The 22,533-nt window shown below is 65.2% G+C and carries 20 protein-coding genes; 10 read left to right on the top strand and 10 right to left on the bottom strand.

Features of this window, described 5'->3' with window-relative positions; translation table 11 throughout:
• Positions 1-13: 13 nt before the first annotated feature.
• The 5 genes from AC0SZ7_RS15855 (at position 14) to AC0SZ7_RS15875 (ending at position 8,061) form a co-directional block, all read left to right on the top strand.
• Positions 14-3,403: an amino acid adenylation domain-containing protein gene (locus AC0SZ7_RS15855; RefSeq protein ID WP_475505263.1), complete on the top strand. Its 3,390-nt coding sequence runs from the start codon at positions 14-16 to the stop codon at positions 3,401-3,403.
• Positions 3,404-3,429: 26 nt separating this feature from the next.
• Positions 3,430-3,900, top strand: a complete 471-nt coding sequence (locus AC0SZ7_RS15860; protein ID WP_475505264.1) for an SRPBCC family protein — start codon at positions 3,430-3,432, stop codon at positions 3,898-3,900.
• A gap of 168 nt (positions 3,901-4,068) precedes the next feature.
• Entirely contained in the window at positions 4,069-4,569 is a 501-nt protein-coding gene (locus AC0SZ7_RS15865) for a sigma-70 family RNA polymerase sigma factor (protein ID WP_475505265.1), read from the top strand.
• On the top strand, positions 4,559-5,521 hold the full coding sequence (locus tag AC0SZ7_RS15870; protein ID WP_475505266.1) for a FecR domain-containing protein: 963 nt from the start codon (positions 4,559-4,561) through the stop codon (positions 5,519-5,521). Before AC0SZ7_RS15865 ends, AC0SZ7_RS15870 begins: the two co-directional genes overlap by 11 nt.
• Positions 5,522-5,607: 86 nt before the next feature.
• The gene (locus AC0SZ7_RS15875) at positions 5,608-8,061 is read left to right on the top strand and encodes a TonB-dependent siderophore receptor (protein ID WP_475505267.1); all 2,454 of its coding nucleotides are present in this window, start codon (positions 5,608-5,610) and stop codon (positions 8,059-8,061) included.
• A 109-nt stretch (positions 8,062-8,170) separates the two neighbouring features.
• Here AC0SZ7_RS15875 and AC0SZ7_RS15880 read toward each other — a convergent pair whose 3' ends face one another.
• Positions 8,171-8,809, bottom strand: a complete 639-nt coding sequence (locus AC0SZ7_RS15880; protein WP_475505268.1) for an NADH:ubiquinone oxidoreductase subunit N — start codon at positions 8,807-8,809, stop codon at positions 8,171-8,173.
• A gap of 174 nt (positions 8,810-8,983) precedes the next feature.
• Positions 8,984-9,223, bottom strand: coding sequence for a DUF2789 domain-containing protein (locus AC0SZ7_RS15885; protein WP_475505269.1), 240 nt, complete (start codon positions 9,221-9,223; stop codon positions 8,984-8,986).
• Positions 9,224-9,303: 80 nt separating this feature from the next.
• Here AC0SZ7_RS15885 and AC0SZ7_RS15890 point away from each other — a divergent pair, with 80 nt between their 5' ends.
• Both AC0SZ7_RS15890 and AC0SZ7_RS15895 read left to right on the top strand, forming a co-directional pair.
• Positions 9,304-9,789, top strand: coding sequence for an NfeD family protein (locus AC0SZ7_RS15890; RefSeq protein ID WP_475505270.1), 486 nt, complete (start codon positions 9,304-9,306; stop codon positions 9,787-9,789).
• 3 nt (positions 9,790-9,792) lie between these two features.
• The gene (locus AC0SZ7_RS15895) at positions 9,793-10,551 is read left to right on the top strand and encodes a slipin family protein (protein ID WP_475505271.1); all 759 of its coding nucleotides are present in this window, start codon (positions 9,793-9,795) and stop codon (positions 10,549-10,551) included.
• Between the two features lie 377 nt (positions 10,552-10,928).
• Here the strand turns inward: AC0SZ7_RS15895 and AC0SZ7_RS15900 are convergent, their stop codons facing one another.
• The 6 genes from AC0SZ7_RS15900 to iolG form a co-directional block, all read right to left on the bottom strand.
• A complete protein-coding gene (locus tag AC0SZ7_RS15900; RefSeq protein ID WP_475505272.1) occupies positions 10,929-12,365 on the bottom strand; it encodes an efflux transporter outer membrane subunit in 1,437 nt (478 codons plus the stop codon).
• Positions 12,362-13,255: an efflux RND transporter periplasmic adaptor subunit gene (locus AC0SZ7_RS15905; RefSeq protein ID WP_475505273.1), complete on the bottom strand. Its 894-nt coding sequence runs from the start codon at positions 13,253-13,255 to the stop codon at positions 12,362-12,364. Before AC0SZ7_RS15905 ends, AC0SZ7_RS15900 begins: the two co-directional genes overlap by 4 nt.
• Positions 13,252-13,461, bottom strand: coding sequence for a DUF1656 domain-containing protein (locus tag AC0SZ7_RS15910; protein ID WP_008366872.1), 210 nt, complete (start codon positions 13,459-13,461; stop codon positions 13,252-13,254). Before AC0SZ7_RS15910 ends, AC0SZ7_RS15905 begins: the two co-directional genes overlap by 4 nt.
• Positions 13,458-15,545, bottom strand: coding sequence for an FUSC family protein (locus tag AC0SZ7_RS15915; protein WP_475505274.1), 2,088 nt, complete (start codon positions 15,543-15,545; stop codon positions 13,458-13,460). The genes AC0SZ7_RS15910 and AC0SZ7_RS15915 overlap by 4 nt, the downstream gene beginning before the upstream one ends.
• Positions 15,542-15,994, bottom strand: a complete 453-nt coding sequence (locus AC0SZ7_RS15920) for a MarR family winged helix-turn-helix transcriptional regulator (RefSeq protein ID WP_475505275.1) — start codon at positions 15,992-15,994, stop codon at positions 15,542-15,544. The genes AC0SZ7_RS15915 and AC0SZ7_RS15920 overlap by 4 nt, the downstream gene beginning before the upstream one ends.
• A 310-nt stretch (positions 15,995-16,304) precedes the next feature.
• The gene (iolG, locus tag AC0SZ7_RS15925; protein WP_475505276.1) at positions 16,305-17,318 is read right to left on the bottom strand and encodes a bifunctional inositol 2-dehydrogenase/D-chiro-inositol 1-dehydrogenase; all 1,014 of its coding nucleotides are present in this window, start codon (positions 17,316-17,318) and stop codon (positions 16,305-16,307) included.
• Positions 17,319-17,533: 215 nt separating this feature from the next.
• Between iolG and AC0SZ7_RS15930 the strand changes: the two genes are divergently transcribed.
• The 3 genes from AC0SZ7_RS15930 to AC0SZ7_RS15940 all read left to right on the top strand — a co-directional run bounded on the left by AC0SZ7_RS15930 (position 17,534) and on the right by AC0SZ7_RS15940 (position 20,860).
• Positions 17,534-19,702, top strand: a complete 2,169-nt coding sequence (locus AC0SZ7_RS15930) for a PA5441 family protein (protein WP_475505277.1) — start codon at positions 17,534-17,536, stop codon at positions 19,700-19,702.
• Positions 19,699-20,424 carry a DUF3142 domain-containing protein gene (locus AC0SZ7_RS15935; RefSeq protein WP_475505278.1) on the top strand — a complete coding sequence of 242 codons (726 nt, stop codon included), beginning with the start codon at positions 19,699-19,701 and terminating at the stop codon, positions 20,422-20,424. The genes AC0SZ7_RS15930 and AC0SZ7_RS15935 overlap by 4 nt, the downstream gene beginning before the upstream one ends.
• Before the next feature lie 100 nt (positions 20,425-20,524).
• The gene (locus AC0SZ7_RS15940) at positions 20,525-20,860 is read left to right on the top strand and encodes a tryptophan synthase subunit beta (protein WP_475505279.1); all 336 of its coding nucleotides are present in this window, start codon (positions 20,525-20,527) and stop codon (positions 20,858-20,860) included.
• Between the two features lie 51 nt (positions 20,861-20,911).
• On the opposite strand, the gene AC0SZ7_RS15945 is transcribed toward AC0SZ7_RS15940, so the two are convergent.
• Positions 20,912-21,187 carry an HU family DNA-binding protein gene (locus AC0SZ7_RS15945; protein WP_008366879.1) on the bottom strand — a complete coding sequence of 92 codons (276 nt, stop codon included), beginning with the start codon at positions 21,185-21,187 and terminating at the stop codon, positions 20,912-20,914.
• Positions 21,188-21,375: 188 nt separating this feature from the next.
• Positions 21,376-22,524 (bottom strand): NAD(P)/FAD-dependent oxidoreductase, encoded by a 1,149-nt coding sequence (locus AC0SZ7_RS15950; RefSeq protein WP_475505280.1) that lies wholly within the window; start codon positions 22,522-22,524, stop codon positions 21,376-21,378.
• Between the last annotated feature and the right edge of the window lie 9 nt (positions 22,525-22,533).

Below are 22,533 nucleotides of genomic sequence, written 5' to 3' on the forward strand. Positions count from 1 at the left end.
CAAGGAGAAGAGCATGAGACGTCTGCAGATCATCCTGTGTGGTGCCAGCCGGGCCTTGCAGGCCTTGGGCAGCGCGTTGCGCGAGTACGGTCACCTGGTGGATGAAGGTGGCGGCCCCGCCGACCTGTTGATCGAGGACGGCAGCGCCGTGGTGCCTGCCGCCACCCGCTGCCTGCACCTGGGCCTGCGCGTCAGCCTGGCCAAGGGTGCAGGGCAACTGCCCGAGGTGCAATGGCAATGCTGGGCGGGCAGCGCCCAGGCCCAGCGGCTGATTATCTGCCAGGCGCTGGCAGCGCCGCCCAGCGGCAACGGCGCGGCGCTGTGCGCGCAGGCAATCGAGAGCCTTGTCGAGCGGCTGACGCTTGAGGTCAGCCGCCTTTCCCGTGACCCGCAACACTTTTCCCGCTGGCCCGCCTGCGACGCTGCGGCGCTGGCCGGTCAGCAGGGGCTGGTGGCCCTGGAAGCGCTGGCCTACGAACATGCCTTCAACCACACCGCGCGAAAAGCGTTGCTCGACAGCGCCCAGCCGCCGCTGCTGGAGCAGCTGCAGGCCAGCCTGCTGCGGCATGCCCAGCGGCCGGCCCTGCACTGGCGCGATGGCACGTTGAGCTACCAGCAACTGCACGCGCAGGCCATGGCCTTGCGCAGCGCCCTGACGCCCTGGCTTGGGGCTGCACAGGCGCCGGTGATCGGCGTATGCCTGGGCAAATCGCCTGCGCTGTACGCCGCCCTGCTGGCAGTGCTGGGTAGTGGCGCAGTGTTCCTGCCCATGGACCCCAGCCACCCGCCCCGGCGCTTGCAAACCATTGCCGAGAATGCCCGCGCCACACTGTTGCTGCACAGCGGCGCGGCGCCATTCCAGGCAGACGGCATGGCGGCCTTGCAGGTCGATGGCCTGGCGCCAGGCACGCACAGCCGGCTGTTCGACCGGTTGCCGGAATGCAATGCCGCCGCCGTGGCCATCTACACCTCCGGCACCACCGGCCAGCCCAAGGGTGTGCTGCTCAGCCACGCCAACCTCAACCACTTCCAGGCCTGGTACCGCGGCCACGTGGCGTTGGCGGCGGGCAGCCGCGTGCTGCAGTTCTCCACCATCGGCTTTGACGCGTCCTTGCTGGACATCCTGCCCACGGTCATCGCCGGGGCCACCCTGGTGGTGCCGAGCGAGGATCAACGCCGCGACCCCGCCCAGCTTGTGGCGTTGATCAATGGCCTGGAGGTCAGCCACGCGTTTCTGCCGCCCGCCCTGCTGAGCATCCTGCCCAGCGACCAGCCACTCACGCTGCAGCACCTGGTAACCGGCGGCGATGTCTGCGAACCGGCGGCACTGGCAACCTTCGCCGGCCGCTGCCAGCTGCACAACATCTACGGCCCCACCGAAACCACCATCCTGGCCACCACCCGCCGCATGCAGCCGGGGGATAACCCACGGCTACTGGGCGCCCCGATTGCCAATACCCAGGTGCTGATACTGGGCGAGGACGGCTGGCCGGTAACCGACGAAACCGTGGGGGAGCTGTACATCACCGGCGCTGGCGTCGGCCTTGGTTACCTGAACAATCCAGCGCTGACTGCCGAACGCTTTGTCACCCTGACGCTACCCGGTGACCAGCAGCTGGCGGCATACCGCACCGGTGATATCGGCCAGTGGTGCAACGATGGCATCGCCTTGAGCGGGCGCCGCGACAACCAGGTGAAAATCCGCGGGTTTCGCGTGGAGCCGGAGGAGGTAGAGCACTGCCTGCGCGCCAGCGGCCAGTTCGGCCAGGTGGCAGTGGTGGTGGACGCACAAAAACGCCTGCTGGCGTTCGTCGCCCAGCCGCGCCAGCCCAAGGCGCTGGCAAACCTGGCGGCCCACGCCCAGGCCCACCTGGCCGACTACATGCGCCCGCTGCACTACAGCGAGCTGACGCTGCTGCCGGCCACCGCCAACGGCAAGATCGACCGCCATGCCTTGCTGGCCATTCCTCAGGCGCCAGCCCGGGACAAACCGCGCCAGGCACCGGCCAATTCCGCCGAAGCCAAGCTGCTGCAGCTGTGGAGCGAACTGCTCGAGCTGCCTGGCGAGCAGATCTGCACCCAGGACAGCTTCTTCAACCTGGGCGGCCATTCGATCCTGCTGTCGCAGATGCTGCTGCAGATTCGCGAGCGCTTTGGCACGGGTATCTCGATCAACCGCTTCATTGAACAGCCAACCCTGCAGCGCTTGGCCGAGTTGGTGGCAGGCGTGCAGGACCAGGTGCGGCAGGTCAGCCCACAAGCGTTGAGCGACGCCTTCCGCGAACTGCCAATCACACCGCTGGGCATGGACCGCCTGGGCGATGTGCACAAGGTAGTGGTCACCGGTGCCAACAGTTTCCTCGGCGTGCACATCGTCGAAGCCCTGTTGGCCTGGGGCGCTACCGAGGTGGCGTGCCTGGTGCGCGAGCAGCCGGGGCTCAGCGCCAGCGAACGCTTCGCCCAGGCGCTGATGGAAAACCGCCTGCAGCACCTGGACCTCAGCCGCGTGCGCGTGCATGCCGCCGACATCACCCGGCCGCAATTGGGCCTGAGCGACGCCGTGTATGCCGACATCGACGAGCGCTACGGTGCACTTATCCACAACGCCGCAGTGGTCAACCACGTGCTCGACTACGAAGCACTGGCGGCCAGCAACGTCGAACCAGTGTTCCATTGCCTGCGCCTGTGCGAGGGGCGCAGCAAGAAAATCTTCAACTTCGTCTCGACCCTTTCGGCCTCAAGCGTCATCGATGCCGACGGCAATGTGCTGGAAGAGCCGCCCGCCGATACCCCACCCATCTACATCCGCAACGGTTACAACCTGTCCAAGTGGGTGGCCGAGCGCATCCTCCAGCGCGCCCGCGAGCAAGGTGTATGGGCCAACCTGTACCGCCCCGGCAACATCACCTTCAACAGCCGCACCGGCGTGTGCCAGCCGCACCGCAACCGGCTGATGCTGATGCTCAAGGGCTCGCTGCAACTGGGCCAGGTGCCGGCGCTGAGCCTGAACTTCGACCTCATGCCGGTGGACTTCTTGGCGCGCTTCCTGGCTTTCCACAGCAGCCGCTACCAGGCCGGCCACGCCGTATTCAACCTGCACAATCCCGAGCCGCTGAGTTGGGCCAGCTACGTGGCGGCCTTCCGCGAGGCGGGGCGCGACTTCGAGCTGGTCAGCGTGGCCCAGTGGCAGCAGCAGTTGGGCCGCGTGGATGCCGACAACGCATTATTCGGCGTGCTGGGTTTCTACCTGGACGGCTTCGAGGAAGACATCGGCGACATTTCGCGCATCGACCACGGCAATGCCCGCGACGGCGTGCAGCGCATGGGCGAGCGCTACCCCAGCAAGACCCCGGCGCTGCTGCGCAAGGGTTGCGCATACCTGAAGGAAATACAGTTCATCTGAGTCATCCCACCCCCAGGAGAAGCACCATGAACGCACTCGTACCCGATACCCTGGTCCGCCACCCCCAGGGCTGCACCGTCAGCGCCGAAGTGGCGATTAATGCCGACGCCGACGCCGTGTGGGCGCTGGTTGGCAACTTCGCCGGTTTCCACACGTTCATTCCAGCGCTGGCACGCATCGACATGCTGGGCACTGGGCCCCGCTCGTTGCGCATCAAGCACTTCGCCGATGGCGAGAACATCGTCGTCGAGCAGCTCAATAGCCATGACAGCCAGGCGCGGCGCATGACCTGGAGCCTTATCTATACCACCCTGGACATCGGCAACCTGTGGGCCTCCATGGAGGTGTTCGAGGACGGCCCGGGCAGGTCGCGGGCGCTGTGGACCATCCAGGGCGAACCCGCGCAGGGCGGCGCGCAGGCCCTGCCCGGCTTCCAGCAGTTCCTGCAGGGTTTTGCCGATGACGCCATGAGCAATGCCCGCACGTTGCTCGAATAACCTGTGTTTTGTGGGAGCTGGCTTGCCGGCGAGTTTTTCACGCCTCAACAGATCGCTGGCAAGCCAGCTCCCACAACAGCTGCTCAACGCCAGGTTGTTGCAAAATGTGCAAAGCTTCATGAAAATAAGACTAATTATCATTCATGCAGTTTCGCGCAGTGCAGCCTCATGCCCTCCCCAGAAAATGCCGTGCACACGCTCTACCATCACCATCACGGCTGGCTCAATGCCTGGCTGCGGAGCCGGCTGGGCAACGCCGCCGATGCTGCGGACCTGGCGCAAGACACTTTCCTGCGCCTGCTGCAGCGCACCGAACGCCTGGAGCTGAGCGCACCACGTGCGTTCCTGCGCACTATCGCCCGCGGCCTGGTGATCGACCATTGGCGCCGCGAAGAACTGCACCGCGCCTACCTGGAAACCATCGCCCATCTGCCTGCCGCCGAAGTGCCGTGCCTGCAAACCCGTGCGCTGCTGCTGGAGCTTTTGGAAGGCATCGCGCGGCTGCTCGACGGCTTGAAACCGAAAGTGCGCAAGGCATTCCTGCTGTCCCAGTGCGAAGGCATCGCGCACAAAGACATCGCCGCACAGATGGGCATTTCCCTGCGCTCGGTGGAACGTTACGTCGCCGATGCGCTTTACCACTGCTATCTGCTGCGCTATGAACACTGAACCGGGCGCCGCTCCCGACCCGCAAATGGTGCGCCAGGCCATCGACTGGATGCTGCGCATGGGCAACGAACGCGCCAACCCGCGCCTGCAACGCCAGTGCGCCGACTGGCGCGCCGCCGACCAGCGCCACGAGCTGGCCTGGCAGCGCCTCCAGGCCATGAGCCAGGAAATGGCCAGCCACTACCGCGCCGTACCGGGTGCCGGCCAAGCGCTTGAGGCCAGCGCCCAACGCCTGGGCCGGCGCCAGGCGCTGAAACTGCTGGGCGTGGTAACACTGCTGGGCAGCGCGGGCTGGCTGGGCCGTGACCTTGAGCAATGGCAACAGTGGTCGTCGGACTTCGCTACCGGCGTCGGCGAGCAGCGCCGCTTCAAGCTGCCTGATGGCTCACAACTGCAACTCAATACCCACAGCGCCGCCGACCTTCGCTTCAACGCCCGGCAACGGCTGGTCAGCCTCAGGCATGGCGAAATGATGATCAGCTGCCAGCCCGATGCGCGCCCTTTCCAGGTGAGCAATCGCGACGGCCTGTTCGAAGCGCCGCAAGGCCGCTTCATCGTGCGCCAGCAGGACGACTGCACACGCCTGAGCGTGACCCAAGGCAAGGTGGCGATCTACCCCGCCCAAGGCAGCGCATTGACGTGGGCGCAGGCTGGCGAGAGCTGGCAGCTGGACCACCAGGGCCTGCGCCTTGTCACCCACCCGGACATGGACATGGGCGCTTGGGCCGACGGCCTGATCGTCACCCGCGACATGCGCCTGCAGGCGTTCCTTGAGGAAGTGGGGCGCTACCGCCGCGGCTACCTGGGGTGCGCGAGCGAGATCGCCGACCTGCGCCTGTCCGGCGTATTCCGCCTTGCCGACACCGACGCGCTGTTGGCCCTGCTGCCACGGACCCTGCCGGTACAGGTACGCACCCGCACGCGGTTCTGGGTGCAGCTGGAAGCGGCCTGACCACCGGAAAGATTTTTTGGCGGGTTTCGCCGCGCCAACCGGCTTGGACAGTAATCAACCTGTTCATGCCCCTTTGGAACCGCACCATGACCGGCAAAACCCCTGCACTTTCCCTGCTGCTATCCACCGCCATGGGCCTGGCCGCCCTGCCCCTGGCGGCCCATGCCGCAGACGCCAGCACCTCCCAGGCCGCCAACCGCAGCTACGCCATCGCCGCCGGCACCCTGGGGGACGCACTGAACCAGTTCGCCCGCCAGGCTGGCATCACCCTGGCCGCCACTCCGGAGCAGACCCAGGGCAAGCAAAGCCCCGGGCTGCACGGCAGCTACAGCATCGAGCAGGGCCTGAGCACCTTGCTGGCCGGCAGCGGCCTGCGCGCCAGCAGCGCCGACGGCAACAGCTTCATCCTGCAGACTGCCCAGGACCAGGCCATGGCCCTGCCGTCCACCGATGTGCGTGGCTTCGCGCTGGGCAACGCGCTGGGCAGCACCGACGGCTACAACGCCACCCACAGCCAGATCGCCACGAAGACCAGTACCGCTCTGCTGGAAACCTCGCAAAGCGTGTCGGTGGTCACCCGCCAGCAGATGGACGATCAAGGCGCGCAGACTGTGTCGCAGACCATGCGCTACACCCCCGGCGTGCTGACCAACCCCTACGGCGCCACGCATCGCTACGACTACGTGGCCATGCGCGGCTTCAACGACGGCTCGGTGGATAACATCTACATCGACGGCCTCAAGTCCATGGGCGACAGCGGCACCTACAGCACCATGCAGATCGACCCCTATTTTTTGGAGCGGGTCGACATTCTGAAAGGCCCATCGTCGGTGCTGTACGGTCGCAGTTCGCCTGGCGGCCTGGTGGCGCTGACCACCAAGAAGCCGCTGTACGACGACTACCACGAGATCCAGGCCACCGTCGGCACCCAGGGCCAGCACGGCGTGGGCTTCGACTTCAGCGGCCCGCTGGATGACGACAAGCGCATCGCTTACCGCGTGACCGGCCTCACCCACGAAGCCGACACCCAGTTCGATCACAACCAAGAGAAGCGCTACGCCATCGCGCCCACCCTGAGCATCGACTTCGACGAAGACACTTCGCTGACCCTGCAGGCCTACCTGCAGCACGACCCCGAGGGCGGCTACCACGGCGGGCTGCCCGCCGACGGCCTGCTGCACCAGCACAACGGCCAGCGCATCTCCGAACACTTCTTCGAGGGCGAGCCGGGCGTGGACCATTACAGCCGCGACCAGCAGTCGTTCGGCTACCAGTTCGAGCACCGCTTCAACGACGTCTTCACCGCCCGGCAGAACTTCCGCTACCTGGACTCCAAGGTCGACCTGGACCAGGTGTACGGCTACGGCTGGGTATCGCCCAGCAGCAATGAGCTGAACCGTTACTACTCGGGCGCCAGCGAAAAACTGCACTCGTTCATCATCGACAACATGCTGCAGGCCGAGTACTTCACCGGTGCCGCCAAGCACACCACCCTGCTGGGCGTGGACTATCAGCGCCGCAAGACCGTGGTCGACTGGACCAGCGGCTCGTTGGCGCCAATCAATGCATTCAACCCGGTATATGGCAACTCCACCATCAGCTACTACAGCCCCACCAGCTACCTGCGCCGCCTGCAACAGACCGGCGTGTACCTGCAGGACCTGATCGAGCTGGACAAATGGCGCTTCTCACTGGGCGTGCGCCAGGACTGGGTGAAGACCTCGGATGAGAACCGCATCGCCGAATACAACCGCCCGCTGGGCACCACCATCAGTGACGAGCGCAGCAAACTGACCACCCGCGCCGGCGTGCTCTACCTGTTCGACAACGGCATCGCGCCGTACCTCAGCTACTCGGAGTCGTTCAACCCCAACTCCTACTCCGACGCCAGCGGCAACCCGCTGCCACCCACCGACGGCACCCAGTGGGAAGCCGGCCTGAAGTACCAGCCGCCAGGCTCGGACAACCTCTACACCGCCTCGGTGTTCCGCATCGACCAGGAGAACCTGGCCACCAAACTGCCGCAGGAAAACTTCTACCGCGCCATCGGCGCCGTGCGTTCCCAGGGCGTGGAGCTGGAGGCGCACCTGCAGCTCACCGACAACCTGAAGCTGCTGGGCAGCTACACCTTCACCGACCTCAAATATTCCAAGTCGATGATCAGCACTCTGAGTACCGCTGACAACGTCATCGAGAACAAGGGCAACTCGCCCACCCAGGCGCCACGGCAGATGGCCTCGATGTGGGCGGACTACAAGTTCAGCGACGGCGCGCTGGACGGCCTGCGCCTGGGTGCCGGCGTGCGGTACGTGGGCTACAGCTGGGCCGATGCCGAGAACACCATGAAGGTGCCGGCCTATACCCTCTACGATGCGTCGGTAGGCTACGACCTGGGCAAGCTGGGGCTCAAGGGCCTGGACCTGCGGGTGAACGCCAACAACCTGACCAACGAGAAATACGTGGCCACCTGCGCCAGCCTGAACTTCTGCTACGTGGGTGAGGAGCGCAACGTGGCGGCCACCTTGAGTTACAAGTTCTGAACCCCGGACGCGGCCTGCGGCCGCTGCTACAAACCGGTAACAAAATGACGTCGCGATAACGTCAATACGGACCCCGTCCTGTAGCAGCGGCCACAGGCCGCGTCAGGCATCACACGTTATATTCGGTCTCCAGCTCATCGAGCTGGTGATCGAACGCACGCAACCGGGCTGACCAGGTGTACACCAGCGTCTCCATCTCCCGGTCCACCACCGCGCCGCCCTTGATGGTGGTGCGCGGGTCGCAGAAGTCCAGCAGGTAGCGTTGGCGCGCCAGCGCAGTGGCCACGGTGGACAGCTCGCGGGCGTTGTCCAGCCAGTGCCACTGGCTGTCGTGGATCTCTTCGTCGAGCTCCTGGCACTGCAGCTTCAGCGCCTCCAGGGATTTCTCCAGCGGCGTGCCCGCCAGGTCACCCATCACCTCCTGGAAAGTGCGCCCGGGTTGCCAGTAGCTGCCCCAGAAATAACGGTCGAACACGGTTTCGACCTTGCGCAGGGCAACCTTGGTGTCCCAGATGCGTACCAGGGTGTGGCCCTGGGTTTCTCGTCGCTTTTTCAGCTGGGCGTTTTCGTGGGCCGACCAGGCCAGCACCGCCATCGCCAGCACGCCGATCAGGCCCAGCGCGCTATTGAAGAAGACCAGGGCCTGCTCGATTTGGTGGGCCTGAACGACCCCGTAGAAGTAGGTGGCAGTAATCAATCCGAGCGCTGTGGTGGCGCACCAGAAGCCAGGAGCATAGGAATCTTTCATAGTTATTATCATCCCATTGACCCGGGGCCAGTGATGACTGAAAGAATCCGCGTGAGTACCGCCGCGCGGTCATGAACAGACCACAGGAACCCGATAAATCAGAGCATAGGACAGCTTGCGGCGATTGTTGCCCGCGAATGTCAAAAGCTCGGCGGTAGCGGATAAGCGGCAGGTTCAGCGCACCTTGTGCAGCAACTCGTTGAGCTGGTCGATGACTTCGGCCCAGTCGGCATCTTCCAGGATTTCATCGCGCAGGAACGCTGACTGAGCGGGCGTCCAGAAGAACGCCTCATGCAACTTCAGGCCCGGCTTGAGAGGCGAATGGCTGGTGACGAAACGTTCGATTTCTACCGGCGAGGAGGCCAGGCCCAACTGATCGAACAGGGCCGGCAGGCTATGGCTGGGCGATTCCATGTGGGTACCCTCGGGGTAAACTAAACTCTTATTAAAGGTAATTTTGACGCTGACGTCGAGGGGCAACCCCGGAGGTTCATGTGGGCGCGGTGATTGTGCTGACCGTCAACCAGGCGGCAGTTGGGCTGATTTTCTTCGGCCTGGTAATGCTGGCCATCGAAGCGCTGTTGCCTACCTATGGCGTGCTGGGTGTAGGTGGGCTGGTGGTGCTGTTGCTGGGCGTGGTGGTGCTGGTGGATGCGCAAGGGCCCAACATTGCCGTGTCAGGCGCACTGCTGCTGGCCATGGCCGCCGTGGCGGTGGTGCTGGTGATCACGGTGCTGGCCATGGCCATCAGCGCCGCCAGGCGTCGGCCGGTGGGTGGCGACAGTGAACTGGTGGGCAAGGTGACCGAGGTGTCGGCGCTGCAATCGGACAACGCTTGCGCAGGCTGGGTGCAGTTGCAGGGGGAGCAGTGGCAGATTCGCTGCGACGCGCCGCTGCAGCAGGGCGAGCAGGTGAAAGTGCTCGCCCGCCGTGGTGTGCAGCTGGAAGTGGCCGCGGCGAAACCGCCCACGGGAGCGTGAACCATGTTCATTGAAATCGGCTACGCCGCCGTGCTGGTGGTGCTGTTCCTGCTGGCGCTGTCCACCTTCCGCATCCTGCGCGAATACGAGCGCGGCGTGGTGTTCCAGCTGGGGCGCTTCTGGCAGGTGAAAGGCCCGGGGCTGATCATCCTGATTCCGGTGGTGCAACAGATGGTGCGGGTCGACCTGCGCACCGTGGTGCTGGACGTGCCGCCCCAGGACGTCATCACCCGCGACAACGTGTCGGTCAAGGTCAATGCCGTGCTGTATTTCCGTGTGCTGGACCCACAGAAAGCCATCATTCAGGTCGAGGACTACCTGATGGCCACCAGCCAACTGGCGCAGACCACCTTGCGCGCGGTGCTGGGCAAGCATGAGCTGGACGAACTGCTGGCCGAGCGTGAACGGCTGAACATGGACATCCAGCAAGTGCTGGATGCGCAGACCGACGCGTGGGGCATCAAGGTGGCCAACGTCGAGATCAAGCACGTGGACCTCAATGAGTCCATGGTGCGCGCCATTGCCAAGCAGGCCGAAGCCGAGCGCGAACGCCGCGCCAAGGTGATTCACGCCGAGGGTGAACTGCAGGCCTCGGAAAAGCTCGCCCAGGCCGCCGAAATGCTCGGCCGCCAACCGGGCGCCATGCAACTGCGCTACATGCAGACCCTGAGCGCCATCGCCGGCGACAAAACCTCGACCATCGTCTTCCCGCTGCCCATCGAACTGCTCAAGGGCATGGCCGACCTGTCCGGCAAACCCTGACACCCTCGCCCCCGTAGCAGCTGCCGAAGGCTGCGTCCGACGGCCCCACCGTGCAAGCCCAGGACGCCGCCTGGCGGCAGCTGCTACGGGATTTCGCGAACACCGCCTCGCGTAGCAGCTGCCGAAGGCTGCGTCCGGCAGCGCCACGGTGCAAGCCCGGGACGCCGCCTGGCGGCAGCTGCTACGGGATTTCGCGAACACCGCCTCGCGTAGCAGCTGCCGAAGGCTGCGTCCGGCAGCACCACGGTGCAAGCCCAGGACGCCGCCTGGCGGCAGCTGCTACAGGGCTTCGCGAACACCGCCTCGCGTAGCAGCTGCCGAAGGCTGCGTCCGGCAGCGCCACGGTGCAAGCCCAGGACGCCGCCTGGCGGCAGCTGCTACGGGGTGGTTGAGTGTTGCGGGGTTTCCCAACCGCCACCCAACGCCAGGAACACGTTGATCTGCTGCATCGCCACCTGGGTGTTGGCGGCGGACAGCTGGGCGGTCACGTCGGTGTAGGTCTTGGTGGCCTGCAGGTCGGCCAGGAACGATTCGCGGCCGGCCAGGTAGAAGCGGTGGGTCTGGTCGGCGGCCTGGCGGGCCGATTGCTCGGCGTCGGCCAGGGCGTCGCGGCGTTCCAGCAGGGCAGTGTATTGGGCCAGGCCAGTCTGGGCTTCGCGCACGGCATTGAGTACCACGCCATCGAAGTGCGCCAGGGCCGCCTGGGTGGCCACCTCGGACTCACGCACCCGGGCACGCGCCTGGTTGCCCGGGATGGTCCAGGTGATCAGCGGGCCAAAGCCCCAGCGGTTGGCGGTGTCTTCACCCAGGTCCTTGAGGAACCCCACGGAGCCCACGGTGGCACCGAAGCTGATGTTGGGGTACAGCTGGCCGGTGGCCACGCCGATTTCGGCGGTGGCGGCGGCCAGCTTGCGCTCGGCCTGGCGCACGTCGGGGCGGCGCTTGAGCAGCGCGGCGCCGTCACCAACGGGCATCACCTGGGCGATCTTCGGCAGCTCGGCGCAGTCGGCGGTGCCCGCCGGCAACTGATTGACCGGTTTCGCCAGCAGCATGCCCAGGGTGTACAACCCGGCCTGGCGCTGGGCTTCGAACTTGGGCAGGTCGGCACGCAACGACTTGAACTGCGTCTGGGTGCGCGTCACCTGGGTTTCATCACCACGGCCAGCGTCACGCAGGCGCTGCGTCAACCGCACGCCCTGCATCTGCAGGTCCAGGGACTTCTGGGCAATGTGCCGTTCTTCGTTGGCAGCGCAGATCTGCGTGTAGGAACGCACCACTTCGGCCACCAGCGTGATGCGCGCGGTGTCGGCGGCGGCCTGGGCCGCGTCGGCGTTGGCCTGGGAGGCCTCGACGCCACGTTTCAACGTGCCCCACAGGTCAAACTGATACGAAGTGGTCAACGCCAGGCTTCCGACGTTGGCCACCGGGATCTTCACACCCTGCAGATAGGATTCGGCTGACTCCTGCAAGCGCTGCGCACCCGCCTCGGTGGTGGTGGTAAAACCACCGGCGTTCTGCGCTTCCTCGATTTGCACGCGGGCGCGGCTGAGGTTCGCCGCCGCCACCCGCAAGTCGGTGCTCGACACCAGCGCCTGGTTCACCAACTGGTCCAGGCGCGGGTCGTTGTACAGCTTCCACCAGTCCTGCGGCACCGGCGCCGACACCACGTTGCTGTCGCCAGTGGCCAGGCTGCCTTGCAGGTCCGGGCGGTTGATCGCGCCTTCCTTGGGCCGGTGGTAGTCCGGCCCGACCATCTGGCAGGCCGACAGCAGCAACCCGAGGGCCACCGCCGAAAGACGCACGCAGTGGTTCATCGAGTGGCCTCCGCAGAGTGGCCGGTCTCGTCGACAATGGACACCGTGGCGGTGCGCCCGGCGATCATGCGAAAGTGCTCCGGCACGTCGTCGAAGGCAATGCGCACCGGAATCCGCTGGGCCAGGCGTACCCAGCTGAAGGCCGGGTTGATATTGGGCAGCAGGTTGGAGCCGCTGGTGCGGTCGCGGTCTTCGATACCGGCGACGATGCTCTGCACATGGCCAGTAAGGCGCGCGTTGTCACCCATCACGCGAATGTCGACCTTCTGCCCCACTTCTATCAGCGGCAGCTTGGTTTCCTCGAAATAACCATCGACGTGGAACGAGCTGCTGTCCACCACCGACAACACGGGGCGCCCGGCTGCCACAAACTCGTGAGCACGCGGCGCACGGTCGTTGAGGTAGCCATCCACGGGGCTCTTGATCACCGAACGGTCAAGGTTCAGCTGGGCGGTATCCACGGCCACCTGGGCTTCAGCCAGCGCAGCCTGGGCGCGGGCCAGCTTGGAATCGCTCTCTTCCAGTTGCTCCTTGGCCACCAGGTTGCCCAGGCCCTTGTTCCGACGCGCCTCGCGTTGCGCCTGGGCCATGGTTTCCTGACGGTCGGCCAGGCCGGCTTTCGCTTGGCGCAGGGCCAGGCTGAAGCGGTCCTGGTCGATGGTGAACAGCACCTGCCCACGCTTGACCACTTCGTTGTCGCGCACCGCCACGTCCTGGATCAGCCCGGAAACGTCGGGCGAGACCTGGATAACGTCGGCACGGATGTGGCCGTCGCGGGTCCAGGGCGCGAACATGTAGTACATCACCATGCGGTAGACCACCACAGTGGCAAGGACCACCACCAGCAAGGTCAGGAGAAGGCGGCCAACGGTCAACAAAGGTTTTTTCATGTCATCAGGTTTCGGCAGAGTGCGTCCACCGCGCCTAGCATCAGCGCGTACAGACCGACGTTGAACAAGGCCCGGTGCCAGACCAGGCGATAAAAATGCAGGCGATTGAGCACGCCATGCACCATCAGAAACAGCACATAGGTGATAGCCATCATCACCAGTAGCGTGGGCAGGAAGATCCCGCTTACATCAATTTCACCGATCATAACGGAGCTCCATCCAGGCCTTGAGTCGGCGGCTCTGGGGCAGCGCTCGGCTCGATAACCACTTCCACACCCGGCAGCAGCGCCAGGCGCAGGCCGCTGAGCGAATGCAGCATCTGCACCCGCGCCTCGGCCTCGTCACCCACGTTCTGCTGGCTCAACGCCCGGCGCGCGCGGTCCATGGTCATGAGGATAGCCATGGGCGCGGGCAGCCGTTCGCGGGCTTTCAGGCAGTTGCGGAAATAGGCACCTACCTCGTCCACCACCTGCCGCACCTGGGCGCGCGGGCCCACCGGGATGCGCGGCATGTAGGCCAGCAAATCGAGCATGTTCAGCGCCACGCGCAGGTCGCGCAGCGCGCCGCCGGTGTCCTGGCCGGTCTGCGCCAGGCGCGGCAGGTGCTGCATCAACCGGTCGAGCATCTGCACGCCCATGGCGCGGTGCTCGGCCAGGGTGGCCTTTTCGCTGAGGCTGACAATGTCGCGCCAGCTGAAGCGGGTCATGCGCTTGGCCGCAAGCTCGGTGCCGAACGGACGCACCATCAGCGTCCAGAGGAACGCGAACAGCAGGCCCGCAGGCCCCGCGATGTTGGAGTTCAAGAAGGACAGGAAGTTGGCATCGTAGGCCGTGTCGAGGCTGATGAAAGTGGCGCCGTTGACCAGCGTCAGCATCATGCCGAGGTTGAAGCGCGGCTGCAGGGTAAGCGTGGCCGCAGTAATGAACGGCACTGCGAACGCCAGCGCCAGCATGGGGAAATCATGAAGGTTGGGCAGGATCAGGAACAGGTAGAGGCTGGACATCACTACCGCAATCAAGGTCCAGAAGAAGAACCGATAGATCTGCGGCGCCGGGTCGTCCATGGCGGCAAAGAAGCTGCAAGCCACGGCCGCCAGGATCACCCCGCCCCCGCCATCGGCCCAGCCGGTGAAAATCCAGATCATCGAGGCCACGACGATGGCCATGATGGTGGTGAACGCCGAGTACATCATCATGCCACGGTCGAAGAATGGCGACAGCCGGCCCAGGCGCCAGTGGCGGTACACGGCGCGCCATTGCGACTGGTCCTCGGTCTCGATGGCCACTTGCAGGGTGCGCATGTCCTGCCACAGGTCCACCCATTCGCCCAGCCGGTACAGGGCGTTGGACAGCAGCAGGTTGCGGCGGTCATCAAGGGCTTCGGGTTCGGGCTGCAGATCGTCCAGGCGAGTATGCAGCTGGGTCCACAAGGCCGGCGAGGCGTTTTCCCCGGTTTCCTTGAGCCACTGGCGCACGTCTTCGAGCACTGGCGCCAGGATGGCGATCAGCTCGGTGCGGCGCTCCACGGCAATAAGCGCATCGTCGAGCGCATCGATGGTGGGCAGCAGGTGAATCATGCGCCCGCGCAGTTCCTTGATGTTGCGCACGGTCTGCGGCAGCGCGCCTTCGTGGGGGATCTGGCCGATCATCAATTCCAGGGAGTTGAAGGTGGCGACCATCGACGCGCGCAGGGTGCCTACTTCAGTAGCGGTAATTTCCCGCGACAGGAAGCGATCACTGTAGGTGGTGGCTTCCACGAACCACTTGCGCGTGGCGTCGCCCAGCACCGGCGCCAGGCGCCGCGGCCAGAAGATGGAGCCGATGACGGCGGCGCTGATCAGCCCCAGGCAAATTTCCTGGAAGCGCGCCGAGGCGATGTCGAAGACCAGCGTGGGGTTGTCCACCACCGGCAGCGCAATCAGCGGCATGGTGTAGCCGGCCAGCATCAGCGCGTAGCTGTTGGCCGTGCGCAGGTGCAGCGACAGGAACAGCAGGGTGCCGGTCCAGGCCGCCACAATCAGCGCCAGCAGGAATGGCGTCTGCACGAACATGGGCACGAACAGCACGGCGGCCGCAGCGCCCACGAAAGTCCCGATGCCCCGGTACAGCGCCTTGGACGTAGTAGGGCCGACGAAGGGGCTTGAGACAATGTAGACGGTGGCCATGGCCCAGTACGGCCGTGGCATTTCCAGCTTCATTGCGACGTACAGCGCCACCATCGAGGCGATGAAGGTACGGACACCGTAGAACCAGTCCCGCAGCGGCGGCACATCGCTGAAAAAGGCTTTCAAGACGACGACACCGCCGTGCCCTGCCCGGCCTCCTCGAAGGCCCGCACTACGCGCAGGGCGGCCTCAAGGTCTGCGGGAGCGATGTCGTGCAGCACTTCGCGGCGCAGGCGCACCAGTTCGCCTTCGATGGCTTCGGCCAGTTCGCGCCCGGTGGCGGTCAGGCTCAAGGCCTTGGCGCGCCGGTCAGTAGGGTCTTCGGTGCGGATCACGAAGCCCGACGCGCATAGTTGGTCGAGCAGGCGCACCAGGGACGGGCTCTCAAGCCCTGCGGCGTGGGCCACGGTAACCTGCCGCACGCCGTCGCCGAGGCGCACGATGAGTAGCAGCGGCACCGCGCAGGCTTCGGAAATGCCGTAGTTGGCCAACGTGGTCTGGCAGATGCGGCGCCAATGGCGGGCGGCCGTGACCATGCCACTACTGATATTGAGGTGCAGCTTGTCGAGGTTCATTTGGACAGGAACACACCGATATTCATAGTTTGCTAACTATCTATATTCGGGCAAGGAATCCCCCTCCGTCAATAGTGGCGGCGAGACATTTCGTGGTATGGCGCAAATGCCTGGCTGCCTTGTTGTTATAGACGCAACAGTGCCGTTGCGCGCGTTACAGCAGCGTTTCAGCAGGCGAAAAAATCCCCGTAACCGCGGTTACGGGGCTGCTGTAGTGGGAGCGGGTTCTACCCGCGAAGGTAACGCCACGGTCTGGCTGAGACTGCGCGGTGCGGCTTTCGCGGGCAAAGCCCGCTCCCACGGCCGGGTTTCAGTCGGCGTAGAAGGCCGGGCGCGGTGGCAGGTCGATGGCTTCGATCTTGCCGCTGGTCTGCGCCAGGATGCAGGCGTCGGCGGCCACGGCGGCGGCCAGGCCGTTCCAGGCCGACGGGCCACCCAGGTGGCCGCTGGTAACGCCCTTGATGAACGCCTGCAGCTCCACGTCGTAAGCGTCGATGAAGCGGTCTTTCCAGTCCATCAGGATGCCGGTGGACAGCTTGGCGTCGCTGCGCATCTGCACGGCGGTGGGCTCGGGCAGCTTGGCGATGCCCTGCTCGCCCACCACCTCGCACTGAATGTCGTAGCCATATTTGCAGTTGACGAAGATTTCGACGTCGATGCGCACGCCCCTGGCGGTTTCCAGCAGCACGATCTGCGGGTCGCGCAGAGCGGCATGAGTGTTGCGGGTGCTGCGCGGGAACACCACCTGGGCCGAGACGTAATCGTCGTCGACCAGCCAGCGCAGCACGTCCAGCTCATGGATCAGCGTGTCGGTGATGGCCATGCTGGTGCCATAGGCGGTGGGCACTTCGGGGTTGCGGTGGGCGCAGTGCAGCATCAGCGGCTCGCCGATGGCGCCGCTGTCGATCACTTCCTTCAGGGCGCGGTAGCCTTGGTCGAACGGGCGCATGAAGCCGACCTGCACCAGGCGGGTGCCGTGGGCCATCTCGGCTTCGACGATGCGCCGGCAGCCTTCGGCCGTGACCGCCAGCGGTTTTTCGCAGAACACCGGCTTGCCCGCGGCGATGGCCGCCAGCACGAACTCTTCGTGGCTGGGGCCCCAGGACGTCACCAGCACGGCCTGCACGTTGGCCGCGTTGATAAGGTCCTGGCCGCTGGCGTACACCTCGGCCTCGATGCCCAGCTGGGTGACCACGCCGCGCGCCTGCTCGGCGTTGATGTCGTTAACCGCCACCACGCGTGCGCCAGCCAGGGCGAAGCTTAAGCGGCGGATGTGTTCGCGGCCGATTGCGCCGGTCCCGATGACACCGATGTTCAAAGTCATGATGGCTCCTGATTTGTTGTTGTGGGCCGCTTGATCAGGCTTTCGAAAGGAAAGCCGTTCGAGTGATCTCAGGCTAGAACGCCGCCATGGCTAAATCAATTATTTTTCTATAAATAATTTATTTGGAATTTTTGTTTTATTGCGGGATTTTTCCGCGCCCTCCAGCGGCGGTTGTATCATCACCGACACCTAGAACAACCGATTAAGGACGATCAATGCGCACCCGCCTGCTAGCCCCGCTTGCCCTGGCCGTCAGCGCCGGCTTCGCCACCCAGGCCTTCGCCAGCGGCGACGACTCCTGCTACCCGGCCTGGGTGCTCAACGTGAGCGGCTTCGCCGGCGGCTGCAACAGCCTGCCCTTCCTGTCCCCTGGCAACGACAGCCAGGTAAACCTGCGCCTGCTGCTGGCCGACAAGGGCGCGCTGCCCCTGCCCGACATGGGCATCACCGACCAGGAGCGCCAGGAAGGCTACGGCCCGGTGCCCTTCGACATGGCGCGCCTGACGCCAGCCAGCCCGCCAGCACCAGCGCCGGACGCCACGGCGGCGCCAGCCCCGCGTGCCCTGGACCAGTTGAGCAGCCAGCTGGGCCTGCCCGCCGCCCCGCAAAACCTGGCCGGCGACAACTTCCTGGGCGGCGAAGGCAGCCGGTGCCGCAGCAACGCCGAAGCCAGCGCCAGCCAATTCCTGAAACAACTGCAGGACCTGCCGACAGACGAGCGGCTGGCCCTGGGCAAGGCGCGGCTGGCCATGTTGGGCGCCTGTGAATGGAGCGACAGCGACCTCGCCACCCTGCTGCCCACGGTGCAGTCGGCACAAGGCCAGGCCTTCGCCAGCTACCTGCAAGCCGCCGCCAATTTCTACCGTGGCCATTTCGACCAGGCCCAGGTGCAATTCACTGCCCTGGCCAACAGCCCGGCACCGTGGGTGAAGGAAACGGCGCTGTACATGAGCGCCCGTACCGCGTTGAACGCCGCCCAGGCCAACGCCTTCGACGAGTACGGCATGGTAGCGCTGGCCAAGGTCGACACCACGGCGCTGCAACAGGCCGGCGCTGGCTTCAACCGTTACCTGGAAACTTATCCACAGGGCGATTACGCCACCTCGGCCCGCGGCCTGCTGCGCCGTGTGCACTGGCTGGCCGGCGACCAGAAGGCGCTGGCCGCCGATTTCGCCTGGCAGCTCACCCAGGCCACGCCGCAGCAACGCAACACTGACCTTGGCCAGCTGATTACCGAAGCCGACGCCAAGCTGCTGGTGGGCGCCAAGCCTGAGCAGGTGCAGGACCCGCTGGTGCTGGCCGTGGTGGACCTGATGCAGCTGCGCGGCAAGCCCCTGCCCACGCTGACGCTGGCTGAGCTGCAAGCGCAGAAGCCGTTGTTTACCGAACAGCCGGGCCTGCACGACTACCTGCTGGGCGTGTACCAGCTGTACATCGCCAACGACCCTGACGCCACCCTGGCCGCCGTGCCCGCCAACGTACCGACCAAGCTCGACTACCTGGCGTTCAGCCAGCAGACCTTGCGAGGCCTGGCCCTGGAGCAGAAGAAGGATTACCCCGGCGCCGCGCAGCTGTGGCTGAAACTGCTGCCCGCCGCCCAGCAACCGCTGCAGCGCGACCAGCTGGAGATGGCCCTGGCACTCAATTACCAAAGCAGCGGCCAGCTGGACAAGGTGTTCGCCGATGACTCGCCGATCAAGGCTGCGCAACTGCGCAACATCTTGCTCTACAGCAGCGCCAGCGCCGACCTGCTGCGCCGCCAGGCCAGCAAGGGCCTGGACCAGACCGAGCGCGACACGGCGCTGTTCGTGCTGCTGTACAAAGACCTGACACGCGGCCTGTACGCCGACTTCGGCAAGGACATGGCCTTGCTGCCCGCACAACCACCTGCTGATCAAAAACTGACCACAAGCCTGGGCTTCGTCTACGGTGATGGCCGCAGCCTGGCCATGTTCCGCTGGCAGGGCGGCCAGGCCGCATCGGGCTACACCTGCCCGGCCATCGCCGATACCGCCGCCGCGCTGCGAAAGTCCGCCAGCGACCCCAAGGCGCTCAATTGCCTGGGCGAGTTCATGCTGCGCAACAGCCTGGACTCGCTGCCGATGGACCAGCGCGCCGCGAAATCGAAGGGCAAGCCAGGCAATTTCAACGGCCCGGCCTACTCGCGCCTCGACGGCTACCAGCAAGTGATCGCCAACCAGCAGGCCGGCCATGGCGACCGCGCCTACGCCCTGTACCGCGCCATTAACTGCTATGCCCCCAGCGGCTATAACAGCTGCGGCAGCCAGGACATCGCCCCGGCGGTGCGCAAGAAGTGGTTCCGCGACCTGAAGGCAAGCTATGCCGACACCACTTGGGGCAAGACCCTGCAGTACTACTGGTGAAGCGCTGGTGCCTGGCCCTGTGGCTGCTGACCGCTACCATCAGCGCCCAGGCCGCCGTGGACGCCGCCGGCCACGACGCCTTCTGGGTGTGGGGCGGGGTGGCCAGCCAGCCGGCGTTGGCCCACGCGCGCACGCTGTACATTCTGCAGGGCCAGGTCGCCACACCCCGGCGCAACCGCCAGGCGCCGGCGCAGCTGATCGCCCAAGGCATGGCCATGCCCCGGCTTACCGCAGGCCAGGTGTGGCTGGCCTACCGGGTGGACACCCTGCACTGGCCAGACACGGTGTACCGGCAGTTGTTCGGCCAGGTGCAGCGCTGGGCGCGGGCAGGCATCCCGGTGGTGGGCATCCAGGTCGATTTCGACGCCCGTACCCGCTACCTCGATGAATACGTGGCGTTCCTGCGCGACCTGCGCCAGCGCCTGCCCACGCAGTACCGCTTGAGCATTACCGGGCTGATGGACTGGAGCAGCAATGCCGATGCCCAGGTCATCGGCCAGCTGCAGGGCGTGGTGGACGAGGTGGTGGTGCAGACCTACCAGGGCCGCCACAGCATCCCCGATTACGCTGCTTATCTGCCAAGGCTGAGCCGCCTGGGCTTGCCGTTCAAGGTAGGGCTGATTCAGGGCGGCGACTGGCAGGCGCCCGGTTTCCTCGGCGATAGCCCGTGGTTCCGGGGTTACGTGGTGTTTTTACAGAACCCCGCGCCGCCGGAAAAATAGTTTCCACCGCCGCCCTCAGCCCATGGCAATGCAGCCCGGGTTTGGGCAAGCTAGCCTAAGCTGCTTGTTGAACGTTACCGGTTACCTCAAGGAGGGCCCCATGTACTACGTGCAACGCAATGCACTCGGTCACATCATCCGCGCCGAGAAGAACGCCTATCCTCAGGCAGAAGATTTCCTCGTCGAAGACCACCCCGACGTGCTGGCCTGGCTGGCCCGTGGCACCATCGAGGGCCGCCTGCAGCAGCTGCGCCAGAGCGACATGGACATGATCCGGGTGCTCGATGACCTCATCCAGGTACTGACCAGCAAGGGCGTGATCCGCATCACCGACTTGCCGGAAGCGGCACTGGCCAAGCTCAAGACCCGCGACGCGGTGCGCGGCGAGCTGGGCGGCCTGGACCACTTGCTGGACGATGACGACAAGCTGCTTTGACCGGCGTTAACGAAAAAGGGCCCCGCAGGGCCCTTTTTTACGCGCTATCACTTATGGATTGACGCTGTCCTTGAGGAACTTGCCTGGCTTGAACGCCACGGTGTTGCTGGCCTTGATCTTGACCGGCTCACCGGTTTGCGGGTTCTTGCCAGTGCGCGCGCCGCGGTGGCGCTGCAGGAAGGTGCCAAAACCGACCAGCGTGACGCTGTCTTTCTTGTGCAGGGCGTTGGTGATTTCTTCCAGCACCGCATTGAGCACGCGGTTGGCTTGTTCCTTGGTGAGATCTGCTTTTTCGGCGATAGCGGCGGCGAGTTCTGGTTTGCGCATAGTGAAGCCCCTTTGACGGTTTTTTGTTGTTATTGCCCGGGCTGTTCTTCCGGAACAGCGCCGAAGGCGCCGCAGGCTCTACGCTGCGGCAGACGGAGTGAGAATGGCACGGCGCAAGAGGCTGCGCCAGTCTCCCCCAGGGGTTTGTAGCGACAAAAATCGGGTTAATCCGACAGAAAGACCGTTATTTACGCCAGCAGCGGTGGAAGCTGCCGGTTCAGCGCCAGTTTCTCCCCTACCGCCGCGCCGGTAAGGGCGTAGCCCAGCAGGTTGCCGGCCAGATCGCGGCACAATGCCTTGATGTCGGCGCCCTGCCCTTCCACCTGCCACTCACCTTCCAGGCCCCGTGGCACCGGGGACACAACCAGTGGGCAGACCGGCGTCTTGACGGTGATAGGCATGGGGCCATAACTGACCTGCGTGGGGTTGCCGGCCAGGGTTTGCGCCAGCGTGCGGGCGCAGCTCATCAATGGCATCACGTACAACAGGTTCAGGCCATCGACTTCGGCGCAGTCGCCCAGCGCGTGGATGTTGGCATGCGAGGTTTTCAGCGCACGATCGACGACAATGCCACGGTTTACTTCCAGCCCGGCCGCGGCGGCCAGGTCCACCCGCGGCCGCAGGCCGATGGCCGACACCACCAGGTCGCAGCCCAGCACGGTGCCATCGGACAGGTGCGCTTCCAGCCCGTCGGCCACGCGCTGCAGACGGTTGAGCACCGGGCCCAGGTAGAACCGCGCGCCCAGGCCCTCCAGCCCGGCCTGCACGGCGGCGGCCGCAGCGGGGTGCAACAGGGTCGGCATCACCTGTTCGCACGGTGCCACCAACTGCACTTCATAACCGCCTGCAATCAGGTCGTTGGCAAATTCGCAGCCAATCAGGCCCGCACCCAATATCAGCACGCGCTTCTTGCCCTGGGCTGCCGCGCGGAAGCGCGCGTAGTCCTCCAGGTCATTGATGGGGAACACCGTGTCGGCGCCATCGCCCTCGACCGGCACGCTGACCGTCTGCGCGCCCCAGGCCAGGACGAGGTCACGGTAAAGCACGGCTTCCTCGCCAAGCCACAGTTGCTTGTGGCCCGGGTCGATGCCGGTGACCCGCGTATGCGTGCGGATCTCGGCCTTGAGCTGATCGGCCATGGCGCCGGGTTCGGCCATGCTCAGGCCGTCGGCGTCCTTGTTCTTGCCGAAGCCGGTGGACAGCATCGGCTTGGAGTACGAACGACCGTCATCGGCGGTGATCAACAGCAACGGCGTTTCACCGTCCAGCTTGCGAAACTCCCGCGCCAGGTTGTAGCCGGCAAGGCCGGTACCCACGATCACCACAGGTGCTGTCATTTATGTACT

The organism is Pseudomonas sp. JC1203 (assembly GCF_056175065.1).